The following is a 16,469-nucleotide window of genomic DNA, read 5'->3' as shown; positions in this document are numbered from 1 at the left end:
AGTGTCACCAGTGCACCTGGATACATGGCCGGCTCCGTGGTCCCGCAAAGAACCGGCCAGCATACCGAGGTCAAAACACGACATTTCTAAGTAGCCAGAACACGACATTTCTAAAAAGCTACTACAAAACTTAACCTCGATAATCTTGATTATGTCAAATACGATATTCACGTCCCCAAACCCCTGATTCCGCCGCCAACAACCCTCCGCGACCATCAATCCACCTCCAGATCCCCAACTGTTTCCGCCCGCCGCGCCTCGCGCCTCGTCATCGCAACGTGCCGGCCACGCCAGCCCACGGACGCGACAACCCGAAACGCCACCGGCGCGAACACGAGCCCGAACATCGTCGCGGCAAGCACACCCCCGAACGCACCCGTGCCAATCGACCGTCGGCTTTCCGCACCAGCGCCCGTCGCCAGCACGAGCGGCACGACCCCGAGCAAAAACGCCATCGACGTCATCACGATCGGCCGGAATCGCGCGGCGGCCGCGTCGATCACCGCCTGCCGCAGCGGCACGCCGCGCCCGGCCAGATCGCGCGCGTACTGCACGATCAGGATCGCGTTCTTCGCCGCCAGCCCGACCACGGTGATCATCCCGACCTTGAAGTACACGTCGTTCGGCATGCCGCGCGCGAGCGCCGCCGCAATCGCGCCGATCATGCCGAGCGGCACGATCGTCAGCACGGACAGCGGAATCGACCAGCTTTCGTACAGCGCGGCAAGCGCCATGAACACCGCGAGCACCGACAACCCGACGAGCAGCGGCGTTTGCCGCGCGGCAACCTGCTCCTCGCGCGCCGCATCGACCCAGTCGAAACCGATCCCGGCCGGCAGCGCACCGGCGAGCCGCTCCATCTCAGCCATCGCCGCGCCGGAACTCGTGCCGGCCGCCGCCCGGCCGCTGATGTCGAGCGACGGATAACCGTTGTAACGATTCAGCATCACCGGGCCGATCGTCCAGTGCGGCGCTGCGATGGCCGACAGCGGCACCATGTCGCCGGTGCGGTTCGGCACCGTCAGCGCCATCAGTTGCGCATCGGTCGCGCGTGCGACCGGGTCGGCCTCGATGATCACCCGCCGCATCCGGCCCGATGCCGGAAAATCGTTGATGTAGTTCGAGCCGAACGTGCCGCCCAGGAGGCCCGCGATCCGCTCGAACGGTACGCCGAGCGCATACGCCTTCGCGCGATCGACATCGAGTTCGATACGCGGCGCGTCCGGCAGGTCCTCGAAATGCACCGCGGCGAGCAACGGATCCGCCTTCGCGCGCTCGGACAGCTGCTCGCGAGCCGCCTTCAACGCGTCGAGCCCGACGCCGCCCCGATCCTCGAGCCGGAACGTGAATCCGTCGGAATGCCCGATGCCGCGCACCGAAGGCGGCAGCGACGCCTCGACGTCGCCGTCGAGGATCGTGCCGAAACGCCCGTTGAGCCGGTCGCGCAACGCCATCGCCTCGACGTCGCGCTGCGCCCAGTCCTTCAGCTCCACGAACGCCATCCCGACGTTCTGCCCGCTGCCCGCGAAACTCCAGCCGATCACGCTCGTCACGTTCGCGATCGCCGGCTCCGCGCGCAGGATCGCCTCGACACGCTCGACGACCGCGAGCGTGCGCGCCTGCGTGGCGCCCGCCGGCAACTGGATCATCACCTGCAGTTGCCCCTGGTCCTCGGTCGGCAGGAAGCCGCCCGGCATCATCCAGTACAGCAGCCCGCATGCGATCACGAGCGCGGCGTAAACCGCCGCGACCAGGCCGGTGCGGCGCACGGCGATCACGGCGATGCGGCGATAACCGGTTTCGACGCGCGCGAACGCCGCACCGAACCGGTCGGCCAGGCGCGCGTCGATGCCACGTCGCCGCGCGCGGCCGGCTCCGCCGTCGTGTCGTGCAACCGGCTTCAGCAGGTTCGCGCACAGCGCGGGCGTGAGCGACAGCGCCATGAACGACGACACCAGCATCGACGCGATCATCGCCACCGCGAACTGCCGGTAGATGCCGCCGACGGTGCCCGGAAAGAACGCCATCGGCACGAATACGGCGGTCAGCACCGCGGTCACGCCGACGATCGCACTGCCGATCCGCTTCATTGCCCGGCGCGTGGCGTCGCGCGGCGACACGCCCTCCTCCATCACCCGGTGCACGCTCTCGACGACGACGATCGCGTCGTCGACGAGAATGCCGATCGCCAGCACGAGACCGAACATCGTGAACACGTTGATCGACAGTCCGAACACCCACATCGCGACGAACGCGCCCATCAGCGTGACGGGAATCACGACGGTCGGCACCAGCGTGTAACGCAGGTCGCGCAGGAACAGCCACATCACGCAGAACACCAGCACGACTGCCTCGACGAGCGTCAGCACGACCTCCCGGATCGCGATCGTCACGAAATGCGCGCCGTCGAACGGAATCTCGATCGCCACGCCCGGCGGCAACACCCTCGACAACTCGGCGAGCCGCGCGCGGATCGCGTTCGACGTTTCGAGCGCGTTGCCGCGCGGGCCGAGCTGGATGCCGACGGTGGCCGCCGGCCGGCCGTTCAGCCGCGAATAGAACGAATAGTCGTCGCGGCCGATTTCGACCCGCGCGACGTCGGCGACGCGCACCGCCGAACCGTCCGGCTTCGACTTCAGCACGATCCGGCCGAACTCGTCCGGCGACGCCAGCTGCCCCTTGACGACGATCGACGCGGTGAGCTGCTGGCCGCCCGGGAACGGCGCATCGCCGATCGCACCGGCCGTCACCGTCGCGTTCTGCGTGCCGATCGCCGCGATCACGTCGTCGGCGCCGACGCCGTATTCGCGCAGCTTGTGCGGATCGAGCCAGACCCGCAGCGCCTCGTCGGCGTCCCACAGCTCGGCCGCGCCGACGCCCGGCGCACGCTTCAGTTCGCGCAGCACGTAGCGGTTCAGGTAATCGCCGAGCTGAGCGGAATCGCGCGTGCCGTCGGTCGATGTCAGTGTGACGAGCATCAGGAACGTGTTCGCCGCCTTGAATACGCCGATCCCCTGCTGGACGACCTGCTGCGGCAAGCGCGACTCGACCTGCTTCAGCCGGTTGTTCACGTCGACGAGCGCGATGTCCGGATCGGTGCCCGGCGAAAACGTCACGTCGATCTCGAGGTTCCCGTGACCGTCGCTGCTCGTCTCGTAGTACAGCAGCCCGTCGGCGCCGTCGAGGCTCTCCTCGATGATGCTGCCGACGTCGCCGTCGACCGTCTCGGTCGACGCGCCCGGATACGCGGCCGTGATCACGACCCGCGGCGGCGCGAGGCGCGGATATTGCGCGATCGGAAGCTGCGGAATCGCGAGCACGCCCGCGACGACGATTGCGAGCGCAACGATCCACGCAAAGACGGGACGATCGATGAAGAACGACGGCATCGACATGGGTCAGCGAACCGCCGGCGTTGCGGCGCGGGGCCGCACGATGGCATCAGCGTCGGCACCGCCGCGCGGCGCGTGGGCCTGGGCGTGCTTCGCCCGGTTCACGTCAATCATCGGTTTTCTCTTGCGGGCCGCGCACCGGAGCCGGCATCGACGACGCAAGCAGTGCGCGTGTATACGGATGGGACGGCGCATGCAGCACGTCGAGCGTATCGCCCTCCTCGACCACGCGCCCCGCCTTCATCACGACGACCCGGTGGGCCATCGCACGCATCACCGCGAGATCGTGCGTGATGAACAGGTAGCTCAGTTCGTACTTCCTTTGCAGATTCGTCAGCAGATTCAGCACCTGCTTCTGGATCGACACGTCGAGCGCGCTCGTCGGTTCGTCCAGCACCAGCAGTTCCGGCTCCACCGCCAGCGCGCGCGCGATCGCGATCCGCTGCCGCTGGCCGCCGGAGAATTCATTCGGATAACGCAGCATCGACTCGGCCGACAGGCCGACCTCCTGAAGCAGCGCGGCGATCCGCGCGCGCCGCGCGTCCCCGGCCACCTGCGGCCGGTGCACGGCGAACCCCTCGCCGACGATCTGCTCGACCGTCATCCGCGGCGACAGCGAGCCGAACGGGTCCTGGAACACGACCTGCATCCTGCCGTACAACGCGCGCCGGCCGCCCGTCGTCCGCAGCGCTTCCAGCGGCATGCCGTCGATCTCGATCGAGCCGGCCGCCGGCCGCTGCAGGCCGAGCACCGTCGCCGCCAGCGTCGATTTCCCCGAACCCGACTCGCCGACGATCCCGAGCGTTTCGCCGCGCCGCAGGTTCAGCGTCACGTCGTGCACGGCCCGGAACGTCGTCTTGCCCAGCATCGCGCGCCAGCCCTTCGCCGCGATGCGGTAGTCGACGGCGAGGCCCTGCACGTCGAGGATCGTCTGCGCACCGGCCGCGACCGGCTCGACGCCCCGCTGCGGCGCGCTGTCGAGCAGCCGGCGCGTATAAGCGTGCTGAGGCGCGGCGAACAGCGCGTCGGTCGTATTCGTCTCCACGAGCACGCCCCGCTCCATCACGGCCACGCGCTGGGCGAAGCGCCGCACGAGATTCAGGTCGTGCGTGATCAGCAGCACGGCCATCCCGCGCGCGGCCGCCTCCTGCTCCTGCAGTTCGATCAGCAGATCGACGATCTGCTGACGCACCGTCACGTCGAGCGCCGTCGTCGGCTCGTCCGCCAGCAACAGCCGCGGCCGGCACGCCAGCGCCATCGCGATCATCGCGCGCTGCCGCTGCCCGCCCGACAACTGATGCGGAAAGCTGTCGATGCGCCGCTCCGGCTCCGGGATACCGGTGCGCCGCAGCAGCGCGATCCCCCGCTCACGCGCGTCGCCCGGCCGCAGCCCCTCGTGCAGCCTCAGGCTCTCGGCGATCTGCTTGCCGATCGTATACAGCGGATTCAGCGCGGTCATCGGTTCCTGGAACACCATCGCGATGTCGGCGCCGCGAATCCCGCGCATCTGCTGTTCGGTCTTCGCGAGCAGGTCCTCGCCGTCGAACAGCATCCGTCCCGACAGCGTCGCCTGCTGCGCGAGGCGCAGTATCGACAGTGCCGTCACGCTCTTGCCCGACCCCGATTCGCCGACGAGCGCCACGCGCTCACCGCGGCCGATCGACAAACACAGGTCCTGCACGGCCGCCTTCGCGCCGAAGCGCGCCGAAAACCCGTCGATCTGCAGCAACGCGTTCGTCATCATCGCCCCCCGCCGAACGCCGAGCCGCGCGAGCGCGTGTCGAGCGCGTTGCGCAGCGCATCGCCCATGAAGGTCAGCAGCAGCAGCGTCACCACCAGTGCCGCGAACGCGGAGATCGAGATCCACCACGCGTCGAGGTTGTTCTTGCCCTCCTGAAGCAGCTCGCCCAGGCTCGGCGTCGGCGGCTGCACGCCGAGGCCCAGGAAATCGAGGCTCGTCAGCGACAGGATCGCGGCGCTCATCCGGAACGGCAGGAACGTGATCACCGGCGTGAGGCTGTTCGGCAGCACGTGGCGCCACATGATCTGCGCATTCGTCAGCCCCATCGTGCGCGCCGCTTTGACGTAGTCGAGCATGCGGTTGCGCAGGAATTCGGCGCGCACGTAATCGGACAGCACGAGCCAGCCGAACATCGACAGCAGGATGAACAGCAGCCACAGCGACGGCGTGAAGATCGACGCGAAGATGATCAGCAGGTACAGGTCCGGCAGCGCGCTCCAGATCTCGATCAGGCGCTGCCCGACCAGGTCGGTGCGGCCGCCGTAGAAGCCCTGCAGCGCGCCCGTCAGCACGCCGACCAGCACCCCCGACACGGTCAGCGCGAACGCCATCAGCACCGACAGCCGGAACCCGTACAGCAGCCGCGCGAGCACGTCGCGCCCGAACTGGTCGGTGCCGAGCCAGTTGCTCGACGACGGCGGCGCCGGATACGGCCGCGACGCGAAATAGTCGATCGTGTCGTAGCGATAGCGATTCGGCGGATAGATCGCGAAATTGCCGTGCGACTCGAGCTTCGCGCGCATGTACGGATCGAGATAGTTCGTCCTGGCGGGAAAGTCGCCGCCGAACGCGGTCTCCGGATAGTCCTTCGCGATCGGAAAATAATAGTGCCCGTCGTAGCGCACGAGCAGCGGCCGGTCGTTCGACAGGCCGTCCGCACACAGGCTGAGCGCGAACAGCGCCGCGAAGATCACGAGGCCTGCATAGCCGAGCGGCTGCGCGCGAAAGCGCTGCCACGTGCGCCGCCACGGCGACGGCGACGGCGCGCACGCGGGATCAGCGGTCCAGGCGGCCGAACTGGATACGGGGGTCGACGACGGCATAGCAGATATCCGCGATGAGCTTGGTCAGCAGACCGATCAGGGTGAACAGGAACAGCGAGCCGAGCACGACCGGATAGTCGCGGCGGATCACCGAGTCGTACGACAGTTGCCCCATCCCGTCGAGCGAGAACAGCGTCTCGATCAGCAGGTTGCCGTTCAGGAACGCGCCGACGAACGCCGCCGGCAGCCCGGTGAGCAGCGGGATCGCCGCATTGCGCAGCACGTGCTTCCACAGCACGTCGCGCTCCGGCGCGCCCTTCGCGCGCGCGGTCAGCACGTACTGCCGGCCGATTTCCTCGAGGAACGTGTTCTTCGTCAGGATCGTGACGATCGCGAAATTGCCGATCACCGACGCCGTCACCGGCATCACGATGTGCCACAGATAGTCGAGCGTCTTGCCGATCAGCGTCAGGTCGTCGAAGTTGTCCGACGTGAGCCCGCGCATCGGAAACACCTGCCAGAACGTGCCGCCGCCGAACAGCATCAGCAGCAGCACGCCGAGCACGAAACCCGGCACCGCGTAGCCGGTCAGCACCAGCACGCTCGTCACGGTGTCGAACCGCGAGCCGTTGCGCACCGCCTTCGCGATGCCGAGCGGTACCGACACGAGATACGTGAGGATCACCGTCCACAGCCCGAGCGTGATCGAGACCGGCAGCTTCGACCGGATCACCGCCCACACGCTGCGGTGCGCGAAGTAGGACTGGCCGAGGTCGAACGTCGCATAGCTTTTCAGCATCAGCAGATAGCGCTCGAGCGGCGGCTTGTCGAAGCCGAACTGCTTGCGGATCTGCTCGATCTGCTGCGGATCGACGCCCTGGCTGCCGTGGTAGCCGCCCCCGCCTCCGCCCGCCTCGCCTCCGCGTGCACTGCCGTGGCGCAACTGCGCGAGCACCTGCTCCACCGGGCCGCCCGGCACGAACTGCGTGACCGCGAACGTGATCGTCACCACCCCGACCAGCGTCGGGATCATCAGCAGCAGCCGCCTGAATATGTATGCCAGCATCGTCGCTCCCCGTCAGGCCGCCGGAGCGGGTTGCGCCGCCGGCTTCTTCACGTACCAGTAGTCGATGATCCAGTCCTCGTATTGATAGGAGTCCGGTACGATCGCCGGATGGCCGAGCGTCGCCTTGTACGCGATCCGCGCGTTCGGCAGGTAGTACTGCGGGATCAGTGCGTACAGGTTGATCAGCACGCGGTCGAGCGCGTGCGTGGCCGTCTCGAGATCGTCGAGCGTGTCGGCCGCGAGCGCCGCGCGGATCAGCGCATCGACGGCCTTCGACTTCACGCCCGGATAGTTCTCGGAGCCCGGCTGCGATGCGGCCGCGCTGCCGAAACGGCGCGTCAGCTCCGTGCCCGGGATCGTCACGGGCAGGTAGATGTACGTCGTCATGTCGTACTCGAAATTGTCGAGCCGCTTCAGGTAGACCGCGCTGTCGATCTCGTGCAGGTACGCGTGGATGCCGAGCGTCGCGAGCGCCTGCGTGTACGGCAGGATCAGGCGATCCATGCCGGGCTGGTCGTCGATGATCTCGATCGTCATCGGCGTGCCGTTTGCATCGCGCAGCGCACCGTCGCGGTAGTGCCAGCCGGCCTGCGCGAGCAGGTCGCGCGCTTCCTTCAGGTTCGCGCGCAGCGAGCCGGGCGGCAGCGTCGACGGCTGGCCGACCATCGGGCCGAACACCGCCGGCGGCAGTGTCGACCGGTAGGGCTCGAGCAGCGCGAGCTCCCCGGCGCTCGGCACGCCGGACGCCGCGAACGGGCTCGCCTCCCAGAAACTGCTGGTGCGGCGGTATTGCCCGTAGAACATCATCCGGCTCATCCAGTCGAAGTCGAACGCCAGCGCGAGCGCATGCCGCACGCGCACGTCCTGGAACATCGGCTTGCGCATGTTCATCAGGAAACCCTGCATCTGCGCGGGGCCGTCCCGGAATTCCCCCTTCTTCAGCATGCCGTTGCGAAAATTCTTGCCGACGTACTTGCGCGCCCACTGCGTCGAGCTGTATTCCATGCGCGCGTCGACATCGCCGGCCTTGAACGCCTCGAGCGACGTGTACTGGTCCAGGTACAGCTTGAACGACACGCGGGCGAAGCGAAACATCCCGCGCCGCGACGGCAGGTTCGCGGCCCAGTAATGCGGGTTGCGCACGTAGCTGATCTGCTTGTCGTTCCTGCGCTGCTCGATCAGGTAGGGACCGCTCGCGATCGGCGGCACGGTCGCGATCTGGTCGAACGGCGGGTGCGTGCCGTCCGCGCGTTGCCCCCATTTCGGCGAGAACACCGGCAGATCGCCCGCGATCAGCGCCGCGTCGCGCTCCGCGTGCTTGAATTCGAAGCGGATCGTCCTCGCGTCGACCACCACCGCGCGCTTGATGATCGAGAACTGCGCGTTGTGGATCGGCGACGCCTGCGGGCTCGTCAGCGTGTCGAACGAATACTTGACGTCAGCCGCGGTGATCGCGTCGCCGTTCGAGAAGCGCGCGGCCGGGTTGAGGTGGAACGTAGCCGACAGCCGGTCCGGCGCGACCTCGACGTCGTCGGCGATCAGCGCGTATTCGGACGCGAGTTCGTCCCAGCTGCGCTGCATCAGCGTGTCGAACATCAGGTTCTTGATGTCCGGCGCGGGCGAGCCGCGCACGAGGAACGGATTCAGCGAGTCGTAGCTTTGCGCTTCGTCGTAGTTTTCGAAATTCAGCGTGCCGGTGTCCGGCGCATTCACATCCGCGTAGTCGAAATGCGTGAAGTCCGGCGGATATTTCGGCTGGTCGTATTGCGAAATCGCCGACACCGCGAGCGCGGCCCGTGGCAAGGCGCCGCCCGACACGAGCAGCGCCGCGCATGCGAGCAGCACGGCGCGCGTGCCGTTGCGCATTTGCCCGTGCGTGCGCATCCGGCGCGCGCGGCGCCGCACACGTGCCCATCGCCATTTCAACAGTGTCATGGTCAGTCTGTCCGGAAGCGTGCGGGCGCGATGCCTGCGCGCGGTCGATGCCCGTGCCGGACGCAGCATGCCGCCCGCGTCCCGCTGGTTGTTCGTGCTGCAAACGATCCGACAAGCCGAGCCGTCGCGCGGCCCGATTGCGGACCGTCGTGGCGCCAGGCGAAAAAAAGGCCGCTCCATGGAAAGGGGAGGTGTGGACGTGGAGCGGCCGGTCTAAAGCCTGTCAGTGCATCGCGATCGTCGTCAGAACTTGTACTGCGCGCCGATCTGCGCGAACCGGCCGATATACGAATACACCGACGTGTCGTACCCGCTCTGGTCCAGCGTGCCGTTCGCGAAGATCGGGTCGTACGGCGGCGTGCGGTTGAAGATGTTGTCGATGCCGCCGTAGATCGTCCAGTTCTTGAAGCCCGTGTACGTCAGCATCAGGTTGAACTGGCTGTACGAACCGACCTTCGACGGCGCGGGCGCCGGCAGCAGGTTCTGCGCGTATGGCCCCGTGAACTGCCACGTCAGCGCCGCATCGAACTTGCGGTAGTTCCAGTCCAGCGTCGTGTTGCCGCGCCAGCGCGGGAAGCTGCCGCCGAACGGCTGCGTGATCGTGAAGTTGTTGCCCGCGCCGTTCACCGGTGCGCCGCCCGGGAAGCCGATCTTGTAGCTGTTGATGTACGCCCAGTCACCCGACAGCGTGACCGTGCCCCAGCCCTTGAGCGGCAGCCCCTGGCGGAACGTGCCTTCGAAGCCGTTCGTGTCGAGGTAGCCGAGGTTCTGATACGGGATCACCTTGTACAACAACTGGCCCGTCGTCGGGTCCGTCACGACCTGCGACGGCTTGCCCTGGCCGATCACGTTGTCGATGCGGATCTTGTACCAGTCGAAGCCGATATCCGTGTAGCGGCTCGGCGAGACCTGGAAGCCGATGTTGAAGTTGCGCGTGCGTTCCGGCGCGAGGTTCGGGTTGCCGACGGTGATCGACGTGTAGTTCTGGCCGGTGGCCGGGTCGACCTGGATGCCGAGCGTCTGCGACTTGCTGTCCTCGACGAAGGTCGGCGCGCGGAAGCCGCGGTTGTACGACGTATACAGCGTGAGCGCCTTGATCGGCTGGTAGCGCAACGCAAAGCGCGGCGAGAAGGCGCCGCCCACGTCCGTGTAGTGATCGTAGCGGCCCGCCTGGCTGAACGTCAGGTTCTCGAGGATCGGCACGTTGATCTGGTAATAGACGGCCGCGACGTTGCGCTGGCCGTTCACCGTCTCCAGGTCCGGCGTGACGACCGCCCCGCTCAGGTATTCCGAGCCCGGCGTCAGCACTTCGCTCTGGTGCGTGAACTGCGCGCCGAAGCCGATGCCGACGTCGCCTGCCGGCAGATGGAACAGGTTCGGCGTCGACAGCGTCGCGTCGATCGTATCGAGCTTCGAGATGCCGAGGTTGTTCGCTTCCTGGAACAGCCCGTTGAACGCGTTCGGCGTCGCCGCCGGGTTCGCGAAGTTCAGCGTGCCGTTCTGGTAGATGTTGTTCAGCGCGTTGACGTTCAGCTGGTTCGTGAACACGTTCGACACCGTGCTCTGCGAATGGCTGACCGACGTCGCCCAGTCCCAGTCACCGTACGGCAGCGTAAACGACCCCTTGATGCCGGCGGCCGCGCGCCAGTAGTTGGCCCAGGTCTTCTGAGCGACCGTGTTCGGAAACGCGTAGGTGAGCGGCGTGGCCGCGCCTGTCGTGTTGTACGGGTTGCTGACCGGCACCACGAAGTTGAACGGCGACAGCAGCTTCGTCTGCGGATTCCAGACGAGCGCCGGGCTCTGCGGGTTGCCGATCACGTTGTTCCACAGGCCGTCGTTGGTCGTGGTCGTGTTGTAGCTCTCGAGGAAATCGGCGAACGCGGTCGTCTTGTCGTCGATCTTGAAGTCGGCATGGAGCTTCGCGTTCAGGCGCTCGGTCATCGGCAGGATCGACGTGCTTTCGGCCGTGTTGTACGCGCAGACCGTGCCCGGCATCCCGGCCGACAGCGAATTCGACGCGGCCGGATGCACCGAGCCGCCGAACGGACAGCCCCCGTTCAACGCCTGCGCGACGCCGCCGGGCATGTTCCAGTAGGACGGCGCGAGCAGCGAGAAACCGCCCGGCTTGCCCGTGAAGTCCTGGTTGCGGGTCGAATCGCGGTCGGCGAGCGTGAAGCCGTTCGACTTGTAGTAGCTGAGCGCCGCCGTCACGTTGAAGCGGTCGGCGTTCAGGTCGCCGAAGCCGCCGAGCACGCCGAACTTCATCGTCCCGTCGCCGTTGCCGGCGTTGATCGCGCTGCCGAGGCTGCCGTCGAGCTGCAGGCCGCGGAAATTGTGTTTCGTGATGATGTTGACGACACCGCCGATCGCGTCCGAACCGTATTGCGAGACGGCGCCCGTCTTCACGATTTCGATGCGCTCGATGTCGTTGAGCGGCAGCGTATTGAGGTCGAAGAACGAATCGACGCTGTTCGAGAAGAATGCGTACGGCGCCACGCGCTGGCCGTCGATCAACACGAGCGTGTATTTTTCGGACAGGCCGCGCAGCGCAATGCCGGCGGCGCCGGCCGCGAAGTTGCCCGATTGCCCCTCGCCCCAACTGTTCGCCGAGTTGGCCGCCGCATCGCGCAGGAAGTCGGCGACGGTCACCGCGCCGCTGCTCTGGATTTCCTTCGGCGTGATCGTCTGCACCTGCTGGAAACCGGTCTTGTCGGCCTGCCGGATCAGCGAGCCCGTCACTTCGAACCGCTTGATCTGCGCGACCTTGCCCTGCCCGTTCGCGCCGGGTGCGGCGGGTGTCGCATCGGCTGTCGCACCGGATGCAGCCACGGGCGCCGCGGCGCCCGTGGTGTCGCCTGCCTGTGCGACGGTCACGGGCGCACCGTTCGCAACCGCATCCGCGATCGCGACGGCGCCCGGCGCCGGCTGGCTCTGGGCGAACGCCGGCGGCACCAGTGCGGCCGTCAGCGCCAGTTCCGCCCAGACTATCCTCTTGATGGCCAACGCCAAAACTCTCTGCTTCATCTTGTTCCCTCTCGCTCGTAGTAAGACCCCACCTGCTGTGCGCCGGAACCTTGTGAATTCCTTGCGCGTCCTGGGTGCCCGTGTAGCGGAACCCGCGATTGCCACTCTTCCGACTGCCTTGATTCGAACGGATCGGCCTCGGGGCACCCGTGCCAGTCAGCATCACCGTCTTTCTTGATTTTTATTCGCCATGCTAATTACCTACATTGAGCGCACTTCCTGCTACCTCCCGATTCGATGGATGGCGAGTCCTGCCGGCGACGAGAACATCTCGCGCGCCGTGCCGCGTGCCATCCGCCGTCGATCGGGTACTTCTCCTTCATCGCGACGCGCAGCGCCGGCCGCCCCGCTAGAACAGCCTCGGCGTGCCGACCCAGACGATCACCGCCTCTTCGTCGGCCGTGTTGTGCCACGCATGCGGCATCGTCGATTCGTAATGCGCGGTATCGCCCTGGTTCAGCGTGAACGTGCAATCCTCGAGCGTCAGCGCGACCTGCCCGCGCATCACATAGACGAACTCCTCGCCCGCATGCGTCGTCACTTCGGACGGCGGCTGCCCCGCCGGCATCCTGACGAGAATCGCGTCGAGCTTGCGGCCATCCGCCGGATTCGTCAGCCTGGCGAACAGGCTGGCCGAGTTCGCGAACTGGAAATACTGCAGCGCGTTCCCGCGGCACACCGAGCGCGCTTCCGTCGGCGTGTCGATGAAGTACTGCATCGTCACGCCCAGCGCCTTTGCGATCCGGACCAGCGACGTGATCGACGGCGTTGCCCGCCCGCGCTCGACCTGCGACAGGAACGGTTTCGAAATGCCGGCGATCGTGGCCGTTTCGTCCAGCGTGAGTTTCAGGCGATGGCGCAGCGCCCGGATCTTGTTGCCTAGCGACACGGCGACGAGCACCGACTCATCAGGGGGCAAAACCATGGAAAGTCGGAGCCTCGCAGTCGAAATCGGTTTGATGTCTGCAACCATTGGCCGATGCGGTGACGCAACCGGCCCGGCGCGATACGCGGCCGCGCGCTGCCGCTGCGTGCAAGCGGTGCGCGGCGCAGCGCGGCATCGTCGCTGCATCGCTGTTCAGCCTTCGTATATTTCATTCGGTTTACTAACTAACAAGGCTGCCCCTTTTCCTCGTCGGACGTGATCGTCAAGCACTAGTACTGTCGCGGCGGCACGCCGCTTGTCGACCGCGCCCGCGCCGCGCGCCGTCGCGCCTTTCCGTTGCCGTTACCGGGATGCCACCGCCGTCCAGAGCTTTGCCAGGTCGCCTGAACCGTCCGATCCCTTGACCGTGCGCAGCACCTGGACCGCATGCGCCTTCTGGCCGGCCACGTAATACGCCTCGCCGAGCCGCAGTCGCGCCGCGTCGGGATGCTCGAGCCCGCCCTTCGCGATCGCCTGCTCCATCATCGGCAAACCCTGCTGCGCATGGCCCGCGAAGACGAGGTTCATGCCCGCGTCGATCGGCGCCGCCGGCGTCGCGGCGTCCCCGCCCGGTTGCGCGCGCTTGGCGGCGAGCGCCTGCAGCCGCTTCTCGCGGTCCGCCTGCGCGTCCTTGCCGAGTACGCCGGATGCGAACCCCTGATCGATCACCTGCTTGCCTTCGGCCGGCGATCCCGCAACCAGCGCGAGCTGCGTCATCTCCATGTACGCGTCGGCCGTCGCGAGCGACCCCGTCGCCCTGCGCAGCCGGTAGATGTCGAGGTCGAGCGACGACAGATACCCGGGGTTGCCGCGAATGGCCGTGACCATTTCGTCCCAGTACGCGGGGCTCGGGTGGTAGGCCACCAGCAGCCCTAGCGCACCGCGGTACGCGCTGCCGTCCTTCACTTTCTGAGCGCACGTCGCGAGCATCTGCAACTGCCCTTCGTCCGGTGCGTGTCCGCCGTTCGCCTGCGCGTCCGTGCTCGCCTTCAACTGGCTCACGACCGGCGCGCAATCGTTCGACAGGTAATACGACTGCGTGAGCAGCGTGCGCATTTCCGGATCCGTTCCGCCTGCCTTCAGGTAGCGCTGCGCGGTCCGGATCGCCAGCGGGTAGTTCCTCTGCTGGAAGTAGATGCCGGCCAGCGCCGCCGTGGTCCGCCGCTCGTCCTCGCCCGACAGCCGCCCCGAGTTCAGTACGGCCTCGTAGGCTTGCGCGGCCGTGCCCGAGTCGCCTGCCGCCATCGCCGCCGCACCGCGCATCTCTTCCACCATGTACGTTTCGTACGGCGTCCGGTTGGGGACGGCGGCCGCCTGCGCGATCTTGCCGAGCGCGTCGCGATACTTGTGCGCCCGGTACAGCTCCTGCGCCGCCGCCAACGGTTTCGCCACGTCCGGCCGCAGCGCGTCCGCCGGCAGCGCCGGCCGGCCGAGCATGCATGCCGCGCCGAGTGCCGTCACCGCCATCATCCGTTTCCATCGTCGCTGGTTCATCGGCTCGTCCGTTTCGTCATTGCATGAACTGTTCGTTACCGATCAGGCCGATCTTGGTCGCGCCCACGCGTTGCGCGGACGCCAGCACGGTCGCCACGTCCTTGTACGGCACCAGCTTGTTGGGCCGCAGATGGATCTCCGCCTGCACGGGTTCCGCCGCCACCTGGGTCAGTTTCGCCTCGAGCGCCGCGCGGTCCGGCACCGGCGCGCCGTTCCACGTCGTCGTGCCGTCGAAATCGATGTCGATCTGCACGATTTCCGGCGGCGTTGCCGGCGGCGGCGGATTGCCCACCGGCAAGTCCATCTTCACCGAATGCATTTGAATCGGGATCGTGATGATCAGCATGATCAGCAACACCAGCATCACGTCGATCAGCGGCGTGGTGTTGATGTCGACCATCACGTCCGGTTCCGCATTGCCTCCGCCCGAAGGCACGTTCATACCCATCGTCGACTCCTGTCGATCAGCGTTGGCGCTTCAGCGCTTATGTCGGCTGGAGTTGGTGCTTCAGCACTTATTCCAGCCCCGTGTTTCGCCTCTGATCCCGTGCTTTGCGGTCGATCAGCGTTCGTACTATCGCGCTCGTGTCGGCCGGCACACTTACTCCATCCCCATGCCTCACAGCCATTCCCGTGCGCGGCTATCCGCCGCGCGCGGGCGGCTCCGTAATGAACGACAGCTTCGCGATCCCCGCGCGCTCGCACATCGTGACCACCCGGCCGATGAACTCGTAGCGCGTGTTCTGGTCGCCCCGCACGTGAACGCTCGGCTGCGGCTGCTGCTGCGACACGTCCTTCAGCTTCGCGAGCAGCGTCGGCGCGTCCACCAGTTGCTCGCCCCAGAACAAATCGCCGTCGCGGTTCACCGCGATCTCGATGCTTTTCGGCGTCGTCTGCAGCGGCTGCACCGTCTCCTTCGGAAGCTGAAGCTGGATCGTGTGCGTCACGACCGGAATCGTGATCAGGAAGATGATCAGCAACACCAGCATCACGTCGACGAGCGGCGTCGTGTTGATGTTGGCGATCACCTCGTCGCTATCGTCCTGCCCGACGTTCATGGCCATCGCGCTTCTCCGTCAGCCGATCAGTTCGCGAGCGATGCCGCCGGCGCCGGCGCGCGCACCGGACGCCGGTTGCCGGCCAGCAGCACCGTGTGCAGTTGCGCGCCGAAGTTGCGGACCCGTTCCATCACCGACTTGTTGCGCCGGACCAGGAAGTTGTAGCCGAGCACCGCCGGCACCGCGACGGCAAGACCGATCGCCGTCATGATGAGCGCTTCGCCCACCGGGCCCGCGACCTTGTCGATCGACGCCTGGCCGGCGATGCCGATCGCCGTCAGCGCGTGATAAATCCCCCAGACCGTGCCGAACAGCCCCACGAACGGGGCCGTCGAGCCCACCGTGGCCAGGAAGGCGAGCCCGTCCTGCATGCGGTTCGACACGTTCGTGATCGAGCGCTCGACCGACACGTCGATCCACGTGTTGCGGTCGACCGCTTCCAGCAGCGCGTCCTCGTGATGCTCGCCGGCTTCGATCGCCGTTTCGGCGATGAACCGGAACGGCGACGCCTCGTCGAGCAGCCTGGCGCCCTCGGCCAGCGACGGCGCGGACCAGAGCTGCGCGTCCGCCAGCTTCGCGCGTCGATTCGCGCGCAACTGTTCCAGGAACTTGGTGATCATGATGTACCAGCTTCCCATCGACATGATCACCAGCAAGATCAGCACGAAACGTGCGACGAAGTCGCCGTTCTTCCATAGCGCGCCGAGCCCGTACGGGTTCTCGACCGCTTCCGTCGCGGCCGGCGCGGGCGGCGGCGCCGGCTCGGCGGCGGCCGGCGCCGGGGCCGGGGC

Annotated in this window: 11 protein-coding genes; all 11 read right to left on the bottom strand. The window is 66.9% G+C overall.

Annotated features, from left to right (window positions below):
- Positions 1 to 215: 215 nt before the first annotated feature.
- Positions 216 to 3,389, bottom strand: coding sequence for a multidrug efflux RND transporter permease subunit (locus GD429_RS39110; protein WP_152865449.1), 3,174 nt, complete (start codon positions 3,387 to 3,389; stop codon positions 216 to 218).
- Between the two features lie 109 nt (positions 3,390 to 3,498).
- A complete protein-coding gene (locus GD429_RS39105) occupies positions 3,499 to 5,133 on the bottom strand; it encodes an ABC transporter ATP-binding protein (protein WP_152865447.1) in 1,635 nt (544 codons plus the stop codon).
- A complete protein-coding gene (locus GD429_RS39100) occupies positions 5,133 to 6,236 on the bottom strand; it encodes an ABC transporter permease (protein ID WP_152865445.1) in 1,104 nt (367 codons plus the stop codon). The genes GD429_RS39105 and GD429_RS39100 overlap by 1 nt, the downstream gene beginning before the upstream one ends.
- Complete coding sequence (locus GD429_RS39095) at positions 6,190 to 7,242, bottom strand: microcin C ABC transporter permease YejB (RefSeq protein WP_152865443.1); 1,053 nt, start codon at positions 7,240 to 7,242, stop codon at positions 6,190 to 6,192. The genes GD429_RS39100 and GD429_RS39095 overlap by 47 nt, the downstream gene beginning before the upstream one ends.
- Before the next feature lie 12 nt (positions 7,243 to 7,254).
- Positions 7,255 to 9,177: an extracellular solute-binding protein gene (locus GD429_RS39090; protein ID WP_152865441.1), complete on the bottom strand. Its 1,923-nt coding sequence runs from the start codon at positions 9,175 to 9,177 to the stop codon at positions 7,255 to 7,257.
- Positions 9,178 to 9,420: 243 nt separating this feature from the next.
- The gene (locus GD429_RS39085) at positions 9,421 to 12,201 is read right to left on the bottom strand and encodes a TonB-dependent receptor (protein ID WP_152865439.1); all 2,781 of its coding nucleotides are present in this window, start codon (positions 12,199 to 12,201) and stop codon (positions 9,421 to 9,423) included.
- A 349-nt stretch (positions 12,202 to 12,550) separates the two neighbouring features.
- Positions 12,551 to 13,126 carry a helix-turn-helix domain-containing protein gene (locus GD429_RS39080; protein WP_152865437.1) on the bottom strand — a complete coding sequence of 192 codons (576 nt, stop codon included), beginning with the start codon at positions 13,124 to 13,126 and terminating at the stop codon, positions 12,551 to 12,553.
- Positions 13,127 to 13,429: 303 nt separating this feature from the next.
- Positions 13,430 to 14,620 (bottom strand): tetratricopeptide repeat protein, encoded by a 1,191-nt coding sequence (locus GD429_RS39075; RefSeq protein ID WP_152865435.1) that lies wholly within the window; start codon positions 14,618 to 14,620, stop codon positions 13,430 to 13,432.
- Between the two features lie 16 nt (positions 14,621 to 14,636).
- Positions 14,637 to 15,068 (bottom strand): ExbD/TolR family protein, encoded by a 432-nt coding sequence (locus GD429_RS39070; protein ID WP_152865433.1) that lies wholly within the window; start codon positions 15,066 to 15,068, stop codon positions 14,637 to 14,639.
- Between the two features lie 193 nt (positions 15,069 to 15,261).
- The gene (locus GD429_RS39065) at positions 15,262 to 15,684 is read right to left on the bottom strand and encodes an ExbD/TolR family protein (RefSeq protein WP_152865431.1); all 423 of its coding nucleotides are present in this window, start codon (positions 15,682 to 15,684) and stop codon (positions 15,262 to 15,264) included.
- A gap of 20 nt (positions 15,685 to 15,704) precedes the next feature.
- Positions 15,705 to 16,469 (bottom strand): MotA/TolQ/ExbB proton channel family protein (locus GD429_RS39060; RefSeq protein WP_152865430.1); only part of this gene is annotated, 765 nt, incomplete at its 5' end.

Source organism: Burkholderia sp. BE17, from assembly GCF_009362305.1.
GTDB classification, from domain to species: Bacteria; Pseudomonadota; Gammaproteobacteria; order Burkholderiales; family Burkholderiaceae; genus Burkholderia; species Burkholderia pyrrocinia_C.
This window is presented reverse-complemented; position numbering and strand designations above follow the sequence as displayed.